Raw genomic sequence first — 17,489 nt, forward strand, 5'->3', positions numbered from 1 at the left:
CCCGGGTGGGGAAGCCGTAGCGAAAGCGAGTCCGAATAGGGCGCTGTAGTAGCACGCTCAAGACCCGAAGCGGAGTGATCTAGCCATGGGCAGGTTGAAGCGGAGGTAAGACTTCGTGGAGGACCGAACCCACCAGGGTTGAAAACCTGGGGGATGACCTGTGGTTAGGGGTGAAAGGCCAATCAAACTCCGTGATAGCTGGTTCTCCCCGAAATGCATTTAGGTGCAGCGTCGTGTGTTTCTTGCCGGAGGTAGAGCACTGGATAGGCGATGGGCCCTACCGGGTTACTGACCTTAGCCAAACTCCGAATGCCGGTAAGTGAGAGCGCGGCAGTGAGACTGTGGGGGATAAGCTCCATGGTCGAGAGGGAAACAGCCCAGAGCATCGACTAAGGCCCCTAAGCGTACGCTAAGTGGGAAAGGATGTGGAGTCGCACAGACAACCAGGAGGTTGGCTTAGAAGCAGCCACCCTTGAAAGAGTGCGTAATAGCTCACTGGTCTAGTGATTCCGCGCCGACAATGTAGCGGGGCTCAAGCGTACCGCCGAAGTCGTGTCATTGCAGCTTTAGCCCCAACGGGTGCTGTGATGGGTAGGGGAGCGTCGTCTGCCGGGTGAAGCGGCACTGGAAGGTAGTCGTGGACGGTTGACGAGTGAGAATGCAGGCATGAGTAGCGATTCACACGTGAGAAACGTGTGCGCCGATTGACTAAGGGTTCCTGGGTCAAGCTGATCTGCCCAGGGTAAGTCGGGACCTAAGGCGAGGCCGACAGGCGTAGTCGATGGATAACCGGTTGATATTCCGGTACCCGCTGTGAAGCGTCAAACATCGAATCCAGTGATGCTAAGCCCGTGAAGCCGCCGGCTGAGTCTTCGGACGAGGTCGGAGTGGTGGAGCCGGTGACCCGAGCTGGTAGTAGGTGAGTGATGGGGTGACGCAGGAAGGTAGTCCATCCCGGGCGGTGGTTGTCCCGGGGTAAGGGTGTAGGACGCAGGGTAGGCAAATCCGCCCTGCATGTGTCTGAGACCTGATGCCGAGCCGATTGTGGTGAAGTGGATGATCCTATGCTGTCGAGAAAAGCCTCTAGCGAGTTTCATGGCGGCCCGTACCCTAAACCGACTCAGGTGGTCAGGTAGAGAATACCGAGGCGTTCGGGTGAACTATGGTTAAGGAACTCGGCAAAATGCCCCCGTAACTTCGGGAGAAGGGGGGCCAGTCCTGGTGATGAGCTTCGCGCTCTGAGCTGGGGGTGGCCGCAGAGACCAGCGAGAAGCGACTGTTTACTAAAAACACAGGTCCGTGCGAAGCCGTAAGGCGATGTATACGGACTGACGCCTGCCCGGTGCTGGAACGTTAAGGGGACCGGTTAGCTCCATTTCGGTGGGGCGAAGCTGAGAACTTAAGCGCCAGTAAACGGCGGTGGTAACTATAACCATCCTAAGGTAGCGAAATTCCTTGTCGGGTAAGTTCCGACCTGCACGAATGGCGTAACGACTTCTCGACTGTCTCAACCATAGGCCCGGTGAAATTGCACTACGAGTAAAGATGCTCGTTTCGCGCAGCAGGACGGAAAGACCCCGGGACCTTTACTACAGTTTGATATTGGTGTTCGGTTCGGCTTGTGTAGGATAGCTGGGAGACTGTGAAGCATGCACGCCAGTGTGTGTGGAGTCGTCGTTGAAATACCAGTCTGGTCGTGCTGGATGTCTAACCTGGGTCCGTGATCCGGATCAGGGACAGTGTCTGATGGGTAGTTTAACTGGGGCGGTTGCCTCCTAAAGGGTAACGGAGGCGCCCAAAGGTTCCCTCAGCCTGGTTGGCAATCAGGTGTTGAGTGTAAGTGCACAAGGGAGCTTGACTGTGAGACCGACGGGTCGAGCAGGGACGAAAGTCGGGACTAGTGATCCGGCGGTGGCTTGTGGAAGCGCCGTCGCTCAACGGATAAAAGGTACCCCGGGGATAACAGGCTGATCTTCCCCAAGAGTCCATATCGACGGGATGGTTTGGCACCTCGATGTCGGCTCGTCGCATCCTGGGGCTGGAGTCGGTCCCAAGGGTTGGGCTGTTCGCCCATTAAAGCGGTACGCGAGCTGGGTTTAGAACGTCGTGAGACAGTTCGGTCCCTATCCGCTGTGCGCGTAGGAGTCTTGAGAAGGGCTGTCCCTAGTACGAGAGGACCGGGACGGACGAACCTCTGGTGTGCCAGTTGTTCTGCCAAGGGCATGGCTGGTTGGCTACGTTCGGGAGGGATAACCGCTGAAAGCATCTAAGCGGGAAGCCTGCTTCGAGATGAGGACTCCCACCCACTTGATGGGGTAAGGCTCCCAGTAGACGACTGGGTTGATAGGCCGGATCTGGAAGCCAGGTAACTGGTGGAGGTGACCGGTACTAATAGGCCGAGGGCTTGTCCTCAGTTGCTCGCGTCCACTGTGTTGGTTCTGAAACCACGAACAGCCCCGCCGTTATGGCGGTGCGGCGTTCACAGTTTCATAGTGTTTCGGTGGTCATAGCGTGAGGGAAACGCCCGGTTACATTCCGAACCCGGAAGCTAAGCATCACAGCGCCGATGGTACTGCAGGGGGGACCCTGTGGGAGAGTAGGACGCCGCCGAACAATTCTTGGGAAAGGCCCACGCCATTTGGCGTGGGCCTTTCTGCGTTTCAGGACCCGCAATACCCGAAGGGCGGCGGGGCCAGGACCGATCAGAGGCGGCCCGCCGCCTTCAGAGCCAGATACGCGTCCGCCAACGCCGGTGCCAGATTCTCAGGTGTCGCGTCCACAACGGTCACGCCATGCCGTCGTAGCTGTTCGGCTGTGCGCTGACGCTCGCTCTGTGCCTGAGCCGCCGCCGCTGCCTCGTACACCGCCTCTGCACTGCCTCGGGACTCCGCCATGCGTGCGATGTGCGGGTCGGCCACTGAGGCGACGAGAAGGGTGTGCCGCTGAGTGAGCTGCGGAAGCACCGGGAGCAGACCTTGCTCCACAGGGGCCGCGTCGAGCGTCGTGAGCAGGACGATCAGAGATCGGCGCGGCGCCGTACGCAGAGCTGCCGCGGTGAGACCCCGGGCGTCCGTCTCGACGAGTTCCGGTTCCAGCGTGGCCATCGCGTTCACCAGGCCCGGCAGTACATCTCCTGCCGAGCGGCCTTGGACGAGGGCGCGGACCCGGCGGTCGTACGCCAGGAGCGCCACGCGGTCGCCGGCTCGGGAGGCCAGGGCTGCGAGGAGGAGCGCGGCGTCCATGGAGGCGTCGAGGCGCGGCGCGTCGCCCACGCGGCCGGCCGAGGTGCGGCCCGTGTCCAGGACGAGCAGGATGTGGCGGTCGCGTTCCGGCCGCCAGGTGCGGACGGCGACGGTGGACTGGCGGGCGGTGGCTCGCCAGTCGATGGAGCGGGTGTCGTCTCCGGGGACGTACTCCCGCAGGCTGTCGAACTCGGTTCCCTCCCCGCGGGTCAGCACGCTGGTGCGGCCGTCGAGTTCACGCAATCGGGCGAGTTTCGACGGGAGATGCTTTCGGCTGGTGAAGGGGGGCAGAACTCGTACGGACCAGGGCAGCCTGTGGGCGCCTTGGCGGGAGAACAGTCCGAGGGGGCCGTAGGAGCGGATCGTCACGCGGTCGGCCTGGCGGTCGCCCCGGCGGGTGGGGCGCAGCCTGGTCGTCACGCGTCGGCGCTCACCCGGAGGCACGGTCAGACGGTGCCGGGAGGCCTCGACCTCGGTGTCCGGTTGCCAGCTGCTGGGCGGCCAGGCGTCCCGCAGCTGTGCCCGCAGGGGGCGGCGGGACGGGTTGGCGATCGTGAGCGTGACGTCGGCGGTCTCGCCGAGACGGGTGGAGGTGTCGCCGGACCGGGACAGGACGAGCCGTCGTACGGGGGCAGCCAGCGCGTAGTCGCAGGCGCAGGCGAGGGCCAGCGGGCCGTTGACCGCGAGGATGCCCGTCCAGCCGGGTTCCAGGATGCCGACGGGGATCGAGCCGAGTGCCGCGAGGAGGGCGGCGCGTCCGGTGAGTGCCATCAGCGGGGGACCGGGACGTGCGCGAGGATGGCGTTGATGACGGAGTCCGCCGTCACGCCTTCCATCTCGGCTTCGGGGCGCAGCTGGACCCGGTGGCGCAGCGTGGGCAGGGCGAGTGCCTTGACGTCGTCGGGGATGACGTAGTCGCGGCCGGTCAGCCAGGCCCACGCGCGGGAGGCGGCCAGCAGGGCGGTGGCGCCGCGCGGGGAGACGCCGAGGGTGAGGGAGGGCGACTCCCTGGTGGCGCGGCAGATGTCCACGACATACGCGGTGATCTCGGGGGACACGGCCGTCTTGGCGACGGCGGCGCGGGCCGCTTCCAGGTCGGCGGGTCCCGCGACGGGGCGTACGCCGGCTGCACGGAGGTCTCGGGGGTTGAAGCCCGAGGCGTGGCGGGTCAGGACGTCGATCTCGTCCTGCCGCGAGGGCAGAGGGATCGTCAGTTTCAGGAGGAATCGGTCGAGTTGGGCCTCGGGGAGGGGATAGGTGCCCTCGTACTCGACCGGGTTCTGGGTCGCGGCGACCAGGAACGGCTCGGGGAGCGGACGCGGGGTGCCGTCGACCGTGACCTGGCGCTCCTCCATGGCTTCGAGGAGGGACGACTGGGTCTTGGGCGGAGTGCGGTTGATCTCGTCCGCGAGCAGGAGGTTGGTGAAGACCGGGCCCTCCTGGAAGGAGAACTCGGCGGTGCGCGTGTCGTAGACGAGGGAGCCGGTGACGTCGCTCGGCATCAGGTCGGGGGTGAACTGGACACGCTTGGTGTCGAGTTCGAGCGCGGATGCCAGGGCGCGGACGAGCAACGTTTTGGCGACTCCGGGGACTCCTTCAAGGAGAACGTGTCCGCGGCACAGGAGGGCGACGACGAGGCCGGTCACGGCGGGGTCCTGGCCGACCACGGCTTTGGCGATCTCGGCGCGCAGGGCTTCCAGGGAGGCTCGGGCGGTGCCCGCGTCCCCGGAGTTCCCGGCGTTGTCAGTGGTCGGGTCCATCATGAACGGCGTACCTCTCTTTCGAGGGCGTCGAGTTGGTCGGTCAGTGCGATGAGGGCCGCGTCGTCGCCGGGCGGCGGTCCGAAGAGGAGGGAATCCAGGCCCGGTTGGTTGCCGGTGAGGTGGGCGGCCAGGGCGGGGAGCAGGGCCTCGGGCGTGTGCGCCTGGGTGACGGGGATGCCGACGAGGGGGGCGAGCCGGATGCGGGTGGTGGAGCGAAGAGCGGTGGCCGCGCGGTCGCGGGCGTCGGCCTTGCGGTAGAGGCGGGCGCGGCCTTCGGCGGTCTCGGAGGCGCGGATCGCGACAGGGAGTTTCTCGGGCACGAGGGGGCCGAAGCGGCGTGCCCGCCAGAAGGCGGCGAGGACCGCTGCGATGAAGAGCTGCAGGGTGCCCCAGAGCCAGCCCGAGGGGAGCAGTTCGAGGAAGCCCTTCCGGTCGCCGCTGCCGGTGGCCGAGACGTCGGAGAGTGAGGGGAGGTACCAGACCAGATGGGGGCGGGAGCCGAGGAGTTGAAGGGCGAGCGAGGCGTTGCCCTGCTTGTCGAGGCGGTCGTTGTAGAGGATGTCGGGCGCGCCGAGCACGACGGTGTCGCCGCTCCCCGATGCCTCGGGGATGCGCAGCACGGTGGCGAGACGCGCGCTTGGGTAACAGCGGTCCGCGCCGGGGCGGGTGGTGGTGTAGCGAATGCCGCCGGTGTCGGCGCTGCCGGCTCGCCGGGCCTCGGGCAGGGCGCAGTCGGGGGCGAGCGTGGTGGCGCTGCTGGTGGCGGGGTCCGCGGTGACTCCGGGGGCGAGTCCTTCGACGGAGGAACTGCCGGCCGCGACCAGGACGGTGCGGCCGCCGGAGGCCACGGTGGCCGCGCGGAGCTGGGCCTGTTGACCGCTCGTCAGCAGGTCCGGTACGGCGACCAGGAGGGTGGTGTCGGCCCCGGCGGCGTTCCGTGCGTCCCTGAGCGTGGTGACCACGCGCGTGGAGACGCCCCGGTCGGCGAGGAGTTGAGCGACGGCACGGCTGCCGTAGGGGTCGGCGGAGCGCGGATCCAGTTCGCCGTGCCGGTCGGTGGAGCGTACGGCGGCCATGGCGACGGCCGCCACCAGGATGAGCACGGCGGCGAGGGCGAGGCCTCGCGCGCGGGTCCACACCTGGCGGACGGTGGGCGCGGTGGAGGTCGTCGGCAGCGTGGCCCCGGCGGTCACTCGGTGGCCCCCTGGCGGGTGGTGTGGGCCGTGCTGGTGGTGCTGTGGCTGAGGGCAGGCCTGGCGTGTTCCAGGTCGCGGTCGAGTTCGGCGATACGGTGGTACGACTGCTCGCCCGCCCTGCGCCCGCCATATGTCACGTCATCGAATTCACGAGCCGCGGACCGCAGTCGTTCGGTGTGTGCGGGCAGGGTCCGGCCGGCCTCGGCGGCCGCTTCGTCGGCGGTGCGGCCCGGGCGGACATCGAGCAGGGTGCGCTCCTCCAGGGAGCGGACGATGGCCCGCATCCGTTCCTGGACGGCCTGGTTCCAGTGGCCCTGGGCCGCGTGTGCCTCTGCGGCCGCGCGGTGTTCGGCGGCGCTGCGGGGTCGGTCGTCGAACAGGGTGGCGGCGGTGGAGGAGGGTTGCCGGTGCGGGGTGCCAAGGCGCCACCACAGGGCGGCCAGGACGGCGACGACGAACAGGACCACGACGACCAGGCCGGTCGTGCCGCCGGGTGTGGCCGACGCAGCCGAGTTGAGTACCCGGTCGAGCCAGTCCCAGAAGGCGTTCAGTGCGCGCTGGAAGAGTCCAGGGTCGTTCTCGTGGTACATCCGCTTGGACAGCTCGCGGCGAGCCGCCTCCCGCGCGGGATCGCGCGGGGTGGTGACGGGCGGCCCGTCTCCCGAGCCGCCTGCCGCGCGGACGGCCGTGTCCGCCGCGCGCAGCAGGCCTCGTACGACCGTGCCGCCGGCGCCGGACGGGACCGCCGCCGTGAGTACTCCCCCCGTGGGACTCACCGCATCAGCTCCCCGGGACGGGACCGGGGCCGCCGGTGCCCTGCACACCGGCGGCGCGGGCCAGCTCGAGGTCGAGGGCCTCGCGGCGGATGCGCTGGTCGATGTAGAGGAGCACGGTGACGCCCGCGCTGATCGGCAGGGTGAGCGTGGTGCCGATCAGGGCGCCGATGCCCCGGATGATCAGGGCGGTCCAGCCGATGTGTCCACCGCTGGTGCCGAGCACCTCGCCCGTGCTGTCGCCGCTGACGGCGGCCCCGATGAGGGCGAAGGGGACGGAGATGACCGAGGCGACGATGACAGTGATGATCATCGTGAGCAGCACGATGCCGAAGGTGCGCCACCAGGAGCCGCGGACGAGCTTCGCGGAGCGCTTCAGGGACTTCACGATGCCCTGCCGCTCCAGCATCAGGGCGGGCGCTGCCAGGTAGAAGCGGATCCCCAGCCACAGCGCGACGACGGAGGCCGCGAGGAAGCCCAGGACGAGCAGGGCCGCTCCGCCGACGGTGCTGCCGGAGAGCACGAGGAGGATGCCGGGCAGTCCACCGACGAGCGCGACCCCGGCGAAGATCAGGCCCAGCAGGATGAGCAGCCCGAAGAGCTTCAGGATCTGCGGGCGGGATTCGCGCCAGGCCTCGCCGACGGTGACCGACCTGCCGAGGACGGCCCGGCTGGTGATGGTCGTGAGCAGGGCGGTCAAAAGGATGATGGCGACCGTGCGGATCACCGAGACGATGCCGGTGCCGATCATGGTCTCGCGCAGGGCGTGGAGCGCTTCGTCGGGGCTGGCGCTGTTCGGGTCGTTGATCGTCGTCTGGACGGTGGTGTCGTTCAGGACGAAGCCCTGCAGCAGCACCATGCTGGTGTTCAGGAGCAGGGAGACCGCCAGCGAGATGCCGAGCACCGTGCGCCAGTGGGTGCGCATGGTGGAGACGGCGCCGTCGAGGATCTCGCCGACGCCGAGCGGGCGCAGCGGGATGACGCCGGGCTTGGCTGCGGGCGGGGGGCCACCCCAGCCGCCGCCCCAGGCTCCGTGGCCGCCGGGGGCGCCGTAACCGCCGTAGCCGGCGGGAGGGGCTCCGTGCCCGCCTCCGTAGCCGCCGGGCGGTTGTCCGGTCCAGCCCGGGCCGGGCGGCGGGGGAGGCGGGGTCTGCTGGGGGCTGGGGGCACCGGTGGGCGCGGACCACTGGCCGGGTGGCGGCTGCTCCTTGGACCACTTCACGCCTGGGCCCTGCGGCTGGGCACCCGGCTGCGGTGCGGGCGGGGTGTCGCCGGGGCGGTCGCCAGGCTCGGCGGGACCGGACGCGCCGGGTTCCCGCCCCTCGTTCGACGGGGCGGTTCCGGGCGAGGCCCAGCCCGGAGTGTCTGTCATCGAAGCTCCTTCTCGGTGCCCGTCCGCGGTCGCGGCGGCAGGTTGGCAGCCATCGTGCCATGGGGTGGTCATCAAGGGACCGGCCGCGGTAGGTGCTGGATGCCTTCAATTGTTCGCCGGATCCGGGGCAGACTGACCGCATGGCTGATCAGCAGGCGCGAACCGATGGGGACAAGCGGTCGACCGAGATACCTGCGATCCGATGGGAGGAACCGCCCGAAGGCCCTGTGCTGGTGCTTCTCGATCAGACACGGCTGCCGGCCGAGGAGGTCGAGCTGGTGTGCACCGACGCGCCGGCGCTGGTGGAGGCGATCCGGTCGCTCGCCGTGCGTGGGGCGCCGCTGCTCGGGATCGCGGGGGCGTACGGTGTCGCGCTCGCCGCCGCGCGTGGCTACGACGTGGCCGACGCGGCGCGGGCTCTCGAAGGGGCCCGGCCCACGGCGGTGAACCTGTCCGTCGGCGTGCGCCGGGCCGAGGCCGCGTATCAGGCCGTGCTGGCGACGAGCGGCGATCCCACCGAGGCGGCGACGGCGGCGCTGGCCGCGGCGCGGGCGCTGCACCGGGAGGACGCCGAGGCCAGTGCCCTGATGGCGGCCCACGGACTGGCGCTGCTGGACGAGCTGTTGCCCGGCGGCGGACACCGGATCCTCACCCACTGCAACAGCGGTTCGCTGGTGTCGGGTGGTGAGGGCACGGCCTTCGCGGTGGCGCTCGCGGCACACCGTCAGGGGCGGCTGCGGCGGCTGTGGGTGGACGAGACCCGCCCGTTGCTGCAAGGTGCTCGCCTCACGGCGTACGAAGCGGCCCGCACCGGCATGGCGTACACCTTGCTCACCGACAACGCGGCGGGTTCGCTGCTCGCGGCCGGTGAGGTGGACGCGGTGCTGATCGGGGCGGACCGGATCGCGGCCGACGGCTCGGTGGCGAACAAGGTGGGGAGCTACCCGCTCGCCGTGCTCGCGCGGTACCACCATGTGCCTTTCATCGTGGTGGCGCCGGTGACCACGGTCGATCCGGACACTCCGGACGGGGCGTCCATCGAGGTCGAGCAGCGACCCGGCTTCGAGGTGACCGAGGTCGCCGTACCGCATGTGCCGGTGACGGGAGCGGGAGGAGGTGTTCCGGTGGCGCCCCTGGGGACCCAGGCGTACAACCCGGCGTTCGACGTGACGCCGCCCGAGCTGGTGACGGCCATCGTCACCGAGGAGGGGATCGTCTCCCCCGTGACAGCCCAGGCTCTTGCGGAGCTGTGCGCCGGCTCACGCCAGGTGACGACCGGCTGATCGGCTTGCGCCGCAAGCTCAGCGCCGCATGGTCACCAGACCCGGATGCACCAACCCGACTCCGGCGATCCCGAACCGCAGTCGCTGTCCGCTTCCCCTGCCGCATGGCCCGTGTCGTCTGTCACGGGATTGCCGCCGGGGCGCCCGGCAGCCGTCCCTGACATCGGCGTCGTTGGACGGGGGCAGACAGTGACGCCCTCGTACGACTATCGTCACCGGCCAGTGACCTCGCTCACCAGCGCCTCTGTCACTGTTACGAGAATGGGATGATGTCGTTTATGAAGGGACGAGTCCTTGTCGTCGACGACGACACCGCACTGGCCGAGATGCTCGGCATCGTGCTGCGTGGTGAAGGTTTTGAGCCGTCTTTCGTAGCCGACGGCGACAAGGCGCTGGCCGCTTTCCGGGAAACCAAACCCGATCTGGTTCTGCTCGACCTGATGCTGCCCGGGCGGGACGGCATCGAGGTGTGCCGGCTGATCCGGGCGGAGTCCGGCGTGCCGATCGTGATGCTCACGGCGAAGAGCGACACCGTCGACGTGGTCGTGGGCCTGGAGTCGGGCGCCGACGACTACATCGTCAAGCCGTTCAAGCCCAAGGAGCTGGTCGCCCGGATCCGGGCGCGGCTGCGGAGGTCGGAGGAGCCGGCGCCGGAGCAGCTGACCATCGGTGACCTGGTCATCGATGTGGCCGGGCACTCGGTGAAGCGGGACGGGCAGTCCATCGCGCTGACCCCGCTGGAGTTCGACCTGCTGGTCGCGCTCGCCCGCAAGCCGTGGCAGGTGTTCACCCGTGAGGTGCTGCTCGAGCAGGTGTGGGGCTACCGCCACGCCGCCGACACGCGGCTTGTGAATGTGCACGTCCAGCGGCTGCGTTCCAAGGTCGAGAAGGACCCGGAGCGGCCCGAGATCGTGGTGACCGTCCGTGGTGTCGGTTACAAGGCCGGACCGAGCTGACATGACCGGGGACAGCGCCGCTTCGGCTCCCGGTCGGTCCGGGGCCCGTCCGGGGCGGCCTGTCGGCCGGACGGCGGGTGCCCGGTTCAGGAATCTCTTCGAGGGCGGACTGCTCGAGGGCGGGGTCCAGCGCAGCCCGGTCCTCAGGCTGCTTCTGCGCTGGGTGCGCCGTCCGCTGCTGCCCGTGATGCGGCTGTGGCGGCGCAACATCCAGCTACGGGTCGTCGCCATGACGCTGGTGATGTCCCTGGGCGTGGTCCTGCTGCTGGGCTTCGTCGTGATCGGGCAGGTGCGCAACGGCCTGCTGGACGCGAAGGTGCGAGCCTCGCAGAGCCAGGCCACGGGCGGCTTCGCGGTGGCCAAGCAGAAGGCGGACGAGGCCGCCAGCGGCGCCGACAAGGGCGCGGCCGCGGGGAGCGGCACCGCCGATGGCACCGCGACCGTGGACGGCCGGCAGTCGCAGAACGTCATCCCGTGGATGAGCGACCTCGTGGAGTCGCTGTCCAGCGGCGGTGCGGGCGCCTTCGACGTCGTCACGCTGCCCGTCGGCGACGACAGCGGCGGCGGCCGCAGCCCGCGCGGCTCCGGGAACGTCAATCCGACGTCCAGCATCCCCGACGACCTGCGCGAGCGCGTCAACGGCGGTACGACGGCCGCCCAGAGCTATACCCGGATCGTCTACGCCAACGGCAAGGAGTCGCAGCCGGCGCTGGTCATCGGCAAGCAGGTCAACGACCCGCACGGGCGGCCGTACGAGCTGTACTACCTCTTCCCGCTCACGCAGGAGGAGAAGTCGCTGAGCCTGGTCAAGGGCACGCTCGCGACCGCCGGTCTGTTCGTCGTCGTCCTGCTCGGCGCCATCGCCTGGCTGGTGGTGCGCCAGGTCGTCACGCCGGTGCGGATGGCGGCCGGGATCGCGGAGCGGCTGTCCGCGGGCAAGCTGCAGGAGCGGATGAAGGTCACCGGCGAGGACGACATCGCGCGTCTGGGCGAGGCCTTCAACAAGATGGCGCAGAACCTCCAGGTGAAGATCCAGCAGCTGGAGGACCTGTCGCGGATGCAGCGCCGGTTCGTGTCGGACGTCTCGCACGAACTGCGCACCCCCCTGACCACCGTCCGCATGGCCGCCGACGTCATCCACGAGGCGCGCGAGGACTTCGACCCCGTGACCGCTCGCTCGGCCGAGCTGCTCGCCGACCAGCTGGACCGGTTCGAGTCGCTGCTCGCGGACCTGCTGGAGATCAGCCGCTTCGACGCGGGCGCGGCGGCGTTGGAGGCCGAGCCGATAGACCTCAGGGAGGTCGTCCGGCGTGTGGTCAGCGGTGCCGAGCCGCTCGCCGAGCGCAAGGGCACGCACATACGCGTGGTCGGCGACCAGCAGCCCGTCGTCGCCGAGGCAGACGCCCGCCGGGTGGAGCGTGTGCTGCGCAACCTCGTCGTCAACGCCGTCGAGCACGGCGAGGGCAAGGACGTCATCGTCAAGCTCGCCGCCGCGGGCGGCGCGGTCGCCGTCGCCGTGCGCGACTACGGCGTGGGACTCAAGCCGGGCGAGGCGACGCGGGTCTTCAGCCGCTTCTGGCGGGCGGACCCGGCACGCGCGCGTACCACCGGCGGTACGGGCCTCGGGCTGTCGATCGCCCTGGAGGACGCGCGGCTGCACGGCGGCTGGCTGCAGGCCTGGGGCGAGCCGGGCGGCGGTTCCCAGTTCCGGCTGACGCTGCCCAGGACCGCTGACGAGCCGCTGCGGGGTTCACCGATACCGCTGGAGCCCAAGGACTCGCGCCGCAACCGTGGCCTCGACGAGGCCGGTCTGCCGGGCGGGGGCGAGGAGAAGCGGGCGACCGTTCCGGTGCAGCCCACCGGCAGCCAGGCGCCGGCGCTGCCGCCGCGCGCCCCGATGGCGCCGCGGCTGACCTCTGCCGCCCCCGCCGCCGACCCGGCCGCGCTGCCCGGTAACGGCAACGGCGCGCGCGTGGTGCCCCGGCCCGCGGGTGGCGCACGGCGCGCGGACGACAGGCCCGCCACGCGTCCGGCATCCGGCGCGGGCGCGGCCCGGCCGGATGCCGCCGACAGGGAGGACTCGACCGAGCCAGGGGAGGCATTTCGTGGGCGCTGACCGCAGGAGGGGCGCCCGGCCCCGGCCGGGACGCGCGGTGGCGTACACCGCCCTGGGGACCGTACTGCTGGCCGGGTGCGCCTCGATGCCGGACAGCGGGGATCTGCGGAACGTGGAGTCCACGCCGCGGCAGGACACCGGTGTCCGGGTGTTCGCCATGCCGCCGGCCGAGGGCGCCGGGCCCGCCGAGATCATGCAGGGCTTCCTGGAGGCCCTGACCAGCGACGACCCGGCGTACGACACGGCCCGCAAGTACCTGACGTCCGGCGCGGCGAACAGCTGGCGGCCGGAGCAGTCGACGACCGTCCTCGCCAACGGGCCGAGCATCGAGCCCGACTGCCGGGCGGGCAGCGGCCGCGAGACGGCCAACAGCGTCACCTGCGTGCTCGCGGGCAGCAGGGTCGCGACGGTGGACTCCCAGCAGGCGTACCAGCCGGCCGACGGCTCCTACCAGAAGAAGGTGCACCTCACCCGGGATCCCAAGAACGGGCAGTGGCGCATCGACGCGCTGCCCGACGGCGTGGTGATGGGCAAGTCGGACTTCCAGCGCAACTACACCTCCGTCGACAAGTACTACTTCGCCTCCGGCACGACGGGCGGGTCCACGGGGGAGCCGGTCGCGGTCGCCGATCCGGTGTTTTTGCGCAGCAAGGTGGACCCGATGACGCAGATGGTCCGCTCGCTGGTGGCCGGCCCCACCCGTTGGCTCGGGCCGGTCGTCAGGTCCAGCTTCCCGACCGGTACGGCCCTGCAGAAGGACGTGTCGGGGCTGGCACCGGACGACCAGAACAAGCTGACCGTGCCGTTGAACCTGAAGGTGTCCCAGGTCGCGGCGACCAGGTGCACCGAGATGGCGACGCAGGTGCTGTTCACGCTGCGGAACCTGGCGCCGACGCTGGAGTCCGTCGAGTTGCAGGGCATCGGCGGCCATCGGCTGTGCGACCTGAGCGAGGAGCGCGCCGAGGCCACCGCCTGGCACGGGTCGGCCAAGAGCCCCGAGAACCTGTACTACCTCGACGGCAAGCACCGGCTGGTGCGGATGCCGACCGGGAGTACCACCACCAGTGCCGTACCGGTGCCCGGTCCGTTGGGCGAGGGCGGCAAGACGCTCGAGTCGGTGGCGGTGTCGCGGGACGAGCACAGCGGGGCCGGCGTCGGCGACCAGGGCAGGTCGCTGTACGTGACGTCGCTGGCGTCGGGCGGTTCGCTGGGTCAGGCGCTGGTGACCAGCCAGGGCGCGACCCCGGACGAGCGGCTGACGACACCGAGCTGGGACGCCCGCGGCGATCTGTGGGTGGCCGACCGGGACCCGCGCCGTCCGCGGCTGTACGTCCTCGAACAGGGCGCCGCCAAACCGGCGGAGGTCTCGGTCCCGGACCTGTCCGGCCGGATCAGCGACGCGCGGGTCGCCGCCGACGGCGTGCGGATCGCGCTCGTGGTGGAGAAGGCCGGCAAGCAGTCCCTGCTCATCGGCCGGATTCAGCACGACGACGGCACGGGGCAGGGCACATCGGTGGTCGAACTGCGGTCGGCGGCGCCCGACCTGGAGCAGGTCAGCGCCCTGTCCTGGGCCGGGGACAGCAGACTGCTCGTGGCAGGCCGGGAGCAGGGCGGCGTGCTGCAGATGCGGTACGTCCAGGTCGATGGCTCCACGCTCGACGGACCGGCGCCGGGCGCGCTCACCGGTGTGAAGTCGGTCGCCGCGTCCGAGGACGAGCGGGTGCCGCTGGTGGCCTACTCGCAGGACGACGGGATCGTACGACTGCCGTCCGGGTCGCAGTGGCAGAAGGTGGACAAGGACGGAACGGCGCCGGTCTATCCGGGCTGAGCGCCGCGCGCAGCGTTTCCCCCGGATGGCCGTATGCCGCCCTTCACTCGTGTGAGTGAAGGGCGGTGCGCGTTCCCCGGGGTTGTCCACAGGGGGTTTTCCACAGGGGTGGCCGGGCCGCTTCCGCGTTGGCACAGTGGTGGACATGCGGGGGTGGTGGCAGGACCTCACCGACCTGGTGCTGCCGACCGACTGCGCGGGCTGCGGAGCACCTCGTACGGTGCTCTGCCCGAGGTGCCGGCGCGCGCTGTACGGCCGCACGCCGCGGCGGGTGCGGCCGGTGCCGGAGCCGGCCGGGCTGCCGGTGGTGCATGCGGTGGCCCCCTATGGGGAGGAGGTGCGCACGCTGCTGCTCGCGCACAAGGAGCGGGGCGCGCTGGCCCTCACGGGGACCCTGGGCAGGGCCCTGGCGGGAGCCGTGCGGGCGGGGCTCGGCGCGGGCCCCGGGGCCGTTGCCGCCGGTTCAGGGTCCGTGCTGCTCGTGCCTGTGCCCTCCGCCCGGTGGGCGGTGCGGGCACGTGGGCACGATCCGGTGCGGCGGATGGCGCTCGCGGCGGCCGGGGAGCTGCGGCGTACCGGCACGCCGGCCAGGGTGGCGGCCGTGCTCCGCCAGCGTCGGCCGGTCGCGGACCAGGCCGGGCTGGACGCGCGGCGGCGCCAGGCGAACCTCGCGGGCGCGCTGGAGGTGACGGCGGGCGGTGGCCGGCTGCTCGGCGCGGGACACGTCGTGCTCGTCGACGACCTGATCACCACGGGCGCCAGCCTCGCGGAGGCGGCGCGGGCTGTCCGGGAGGTGGCAGAGGAGGGAACTGGAGTGAGAACAGTCGTGTACGGGGCCGTAACTCGGGAAGGAAGGGATGAACGACGGAGCGGAGCACGGTGGGAGAGCGCGAAGTGGGTGCATGGTGCACCGGAAAAGACGGTCGTGAACACCCTCGGGCATGCGCTCCGTGCTGCCGTGATCGCCGCTCCGCTGGATTCTTTCGAAATAAACAGGAACTGACCGCCGACCTGCATCGTTGCAGGTAGCGAGAGGGGTAATTCACCTGAACGGAGGTACGCCGGAGTAGAGGGTGACGACATCCGTCCGGGCGAGATATGTTCGGTTGTGAGGAAAGGCGCAGGCCACACCTCTCATATCGAATGCCGTGCCACGGGTTTTCGGCAATCACCCGTGCCGGTGGGGTGGAGATCTCGCCCTTGGGGGAGGAGGAGGTGGAAGTCACCGAGTCCGAGGTCCGGTGCTCACCGGACCTGGTGCAAAAGGGAGATGCTCCGCCGATGGAGCGGAGCGATCCGGGAACGGAGTTCTGCGTGGACATCGTCGTCAAAGGCCGCAAGACCGAGGTGCCCGAGCGGTTCCGCAAGCACGTGGCCGAGAAGCTGAAGCTGGAGAAGATCCAGAGGCTCGATGCCAAGGTGATCAGCCTCGACGTCGAGGTGTCCAAGGAGCCCAACCCGCGACAGGCAGACCGCTGTGACCGAGTGGAGATCACCCTCCGCTCCCGCGGTCCGGTGATCCGGGCGGAAGCAGCGGCCAGCGACCCGTACGCGGCACTCGACCTGGCGGCGGAGAAGCTGGACGCCCGGTTGCGCAAGCAGCACGACAAGCGGTTCTCGCGCCGTGGCGCACGCCGGATCTCGGCGGCCGAGGTTCCCGACCACGTCCCGGGCGCGGCGACGCTGAACGGCAACGGCCTCCCCGTCCAGGAGGAAGAGACGGACGGAGTGCCGACGAAGAAGATCGGCTCGCTGGAGGTCAAGGGAGAAGGTCCCCTCATCGTCCGCGAGAAGACCCACGTCGCCGCCCCGATGAGCCTGGACCAGGCCCTCTACGAGATGGAACTGGTCGGCCACGACTTCTACTTGTTCGTCGACGCAGAGACGAAGGAACCGAGCGTCGTCTACCGGCGGCACGCCTACGACTACGGCGTGATCCACCTCAGCACGGACCCGATGGTCGCTGAGGCGCAGCCCCCCGCGGCAGGTGGCACGCTCGGCGGCTGACCCGCCCGTCCCATGCCGAGCCGGTGCCCCTGGAAGCGCGTGTGCGCCCCCAGGGGCACCTGTGTGCGACCAGTTCGCGCCTCGCACGTCACCCCGGTGCCGCCCGGGCATGAAATCATGACCGGACCGGCCCAACCGGTGGGCCGCTGCCTTGGGTTGGCGATGGCGCAGGATCACAGGCCACAGCCTTCAGGGGGAGGAACGATGGCGGACACCTTCGGACCGATGCGGGACGAAGAGGACGACGGCGGTGTCGTCGGCATGGGCCCGGAGGTGGGCGCCGTGCGCGCGGAGCCGATCAGAGTCCTGGTCGTGGACGACCACGCCCTCTTCCGGCGCGGCCTGGAGATCGTGCTCGCCGCCGAGGAGGACATCCAGGTCGTCGGCGAGGCCGGTGACGGGGCCGAGGCCGTGGACAAGGCCGCAGACCTGCTGCCCGACATCGTGCTGATGGACGTCCGCATGCCCAAGCGCGGCGGGATCGAGGCCTGCACCTCCATCAAGGAGGTCGCCCCCAGCGCCAAGATCATCATGCTGACGATCAGCGACGAGGAGGCGGACCTCTACGACGCGATCAAGGCGGGCGCCACCGGCTACCTCCTCAAGGAGATCTCCACGGACGAGGTGGCGACCGCCATCCGCGCGGTGGCCGACGGGCAGTCGCAGATCAGCCCGTCCATGGCGTCCAAACTCCTCACCGAGTTCAAGTCGATGATCCAGCGCACCGACGAGCGCCGGCTGGTGCCCGCGCCGCGGCTGACCGACCGGGAGCTGGAGGTCCTCAAGCTCGTCGCCACCGGGATGAACAACCGGGACATCGCCAAGGAACTGTTCATCTCCGAGAACACCGTGAAGAATCATGTCCGCAACATCCTGGAGAAGCTCCAGCTGCACTCCCGGATGGAAGCCGTGGTCTACGCGATGCGGGAGAAGATCCTCGAGATCCGCTAGCC

Annotated in this window: 12 protein-coding genes and 2 rRNA genes (1 of these 14 only partly in view); 9 read left to right on the forward strand and 5 right to left on the reverse strand. The window is 69.7% G+C overall.

The window, feature by feature from the left end; genetic code table 11:
* Window positions 1-2,412 (forward strand): 23S ribosomal RNA (locus FB563_RS18560); it begins 708 nt to the left of the window's first position.
* An 84-nt stretch (window positions 2,413-2,496) separates the two neighbouring features.
* A 5S ribosomal RNA gene (rrf, locus tag FB563_RS18565) occupies window positions 2,497-2,613 on the forward strand.
* An 89-nt stretch (window positions 2,614-2,702) separates the two neighbouring features.
* Here rrf and FB563_RS18570 read toward each other — a convergent pair.
* From FB563_RS18570 to FB563_RS18590, 5 genes are read right to left on the reverse strand one after another with little or no spacing between them, the layout of a single operon-like run.
* Window positions 2,703-4,013 (reverse strand): DUF58 domain-containing protein, encoded by a 1,311-nt coding sequence (locus FB563_RS18570; protein WP_142218798.1) that lies wholly within the window; start codon window positions 4,011-4,013, stop codon window positions 2,703-2,705.
* On the reverse strand, window positions 4,013-5,002 hold the full coding sequence (locus FB563_RS18575; protein WP_142219070.1) for an AAA family ATPase: 990 nt from the start codon (window positions 5,000-5,002) through the stop codon (window positions 4,013-4,015). The genes FB563_RS18570 and FB563_RS18575 overlap by 1 nt, the downstream gene beginning before the upstream one ends.
* On the reverse strand, window positions 5,002-6,198 hold the full coding sequence (locus tag FB563_RS18580; protein ID WP_142218799.1) for a DUF4350 domain-containing protein: 1,197 nt from the start codon (window positions 6,196-6,198) through the stop codon (window positions 5,002-5,004). Before FB563_RS18580 ends, FB563_RS18575 begins: the two co-directional genes overlap by 1 nt.
* Window positions 6,195-6,977, reverse strand: a complete 783-nt coding sequence (locus FB563_RS18585) for a DUF4129 domain-containing protein (RefSeq protein WP_208766302.1) — start codon at window positions 6,975-6,977, stop codon at window positions 6,195-6,197. Before FB563_RS18585 ends, FB563_RS18580 begins: the two co-directional genes overlap by 4 nt.
* 4 nt (window positions 6,978-6,981) lie before the next feature.
* Window positions 6,982-8,346, reverse strand: coding sequence for a DUF7847 domain-containing protein (locus tag FB563_RS18590; protein ID WP_142218800.1), 1,365 nt, complete (start codon window positions 8,344-8,346; stop codon window positions 6,982-6,984).
* 140 nt (window positions 8,347-8,486) lie between these two features.
* On the opposite strand from FB563_RS18590, the gene mtnA reads away from it, so the two are divergent.
* The 7 genes from mtnA (at window position 8,487) to FB563_RS18625 (ending at window position 17,487) form a co-directional block, all read left to right on the forward strand.
* Window positions 8,487-9,629, forward strand: coding sequence for an S-methyl-5-thioribose-1-phosphate isomerase (gene mtnA, locus FB563_RS18595; protein ID WP_055710073.1), 1,143 nt, complete (start codon window positions 8,487-8,489; stop codon window positions 9,627-9,629).
* A 266-nt stretch (window positions 9,630-9,895) separates the two neighbouring features.
* On the forward strand, window positions 9,896-10,585 hold the full coding sequence (gene mtrA / locus FB563_RS18600; RefSeq protein ID WP_191870552.1) for a two-component system response regulator MtrA: 690 nt from the start codon (window positions 9,896-9,898) through the stop codon (window positions 10,583-10,585).
* Window position 10,586: 1 nt separating this feature from the next.
* Window positions 10,587-12,701 carry an MtrAB system histidine kinase MtrB gene (gene mtrB / locus FB563_RS18605; protein WP_199833026.1) on the forward strand — a complete coding sequence of 705 codons (2,115 nt, stop codon included), beginning with the start codon at window positions 10,587-10,589 and terminating at the stop codon, window positions 12,699-12,701.
* Window positions 12,691-14,529, forward strand: coding sequence for an LpqB family beta-propeller domain-containing protein (locus FB563_RS18610; RefSeq protein WP_234358067.1), 1,839 nt, complete (start codon window positions 12,691-12,693; stop codon window positions 14,527-14,529). The genes mtrB and FB563_RS18610 overlap by 11 nt, the downstream gene beginning before the upstream one ends.
* A gap of 145 nt (window positions 14,530-14,674) precedes the next feature.
* The gene (locus FB563_RS18615; protein ID WP_055710081.1) at window positions 14,675-15,532 is read left to right on the forward strand and encodes a ComF family protein; all 858 of its coding nucleotides are present in this window, start codon (window positions 14,675-14,677) and stop codon (window positions 15,530-15,532) included.
* Window positions 15,533-15,843: 311 nt separating this feature from the next.
* On the forward strand, window positions 15,844-16,536 hold the full coding sequence (gene hpf / locus FB563_RS18620) for a ribosome hibernation-promoting factor, HPF/YfiA family (RefSeq protein ID WP_411573231.1): 693 nt from the start codon (window positions 15,844-15,846) through the stop codon (window positions 16,534-16,536).
* Window positions 16,537-16,740: 204 nt separating this feature from the next.
* A complete protein-coding gene (locus tag FB563_RS18625; protein ID WP_055710076.1) occupies window positions 16,741-17,487 on the forward strand; it encodes a response regulator in 747 nt (248 codons plus the stop codon).
* Window positions 17,488-17,489: the final 2 nt, after the last annotated feature.

The sequence above is a fragment of the Streptomyces puniciscabiei genome (genome assembly GCF_006715785.1).
Taxonomy (GTDB): domain Bacteria; phylum Actinomycetota; class Actinomycetes; order Streptomycetales; family Streptomycetaceae; genus Streptomyces; species Streptomyces puniciscabiei.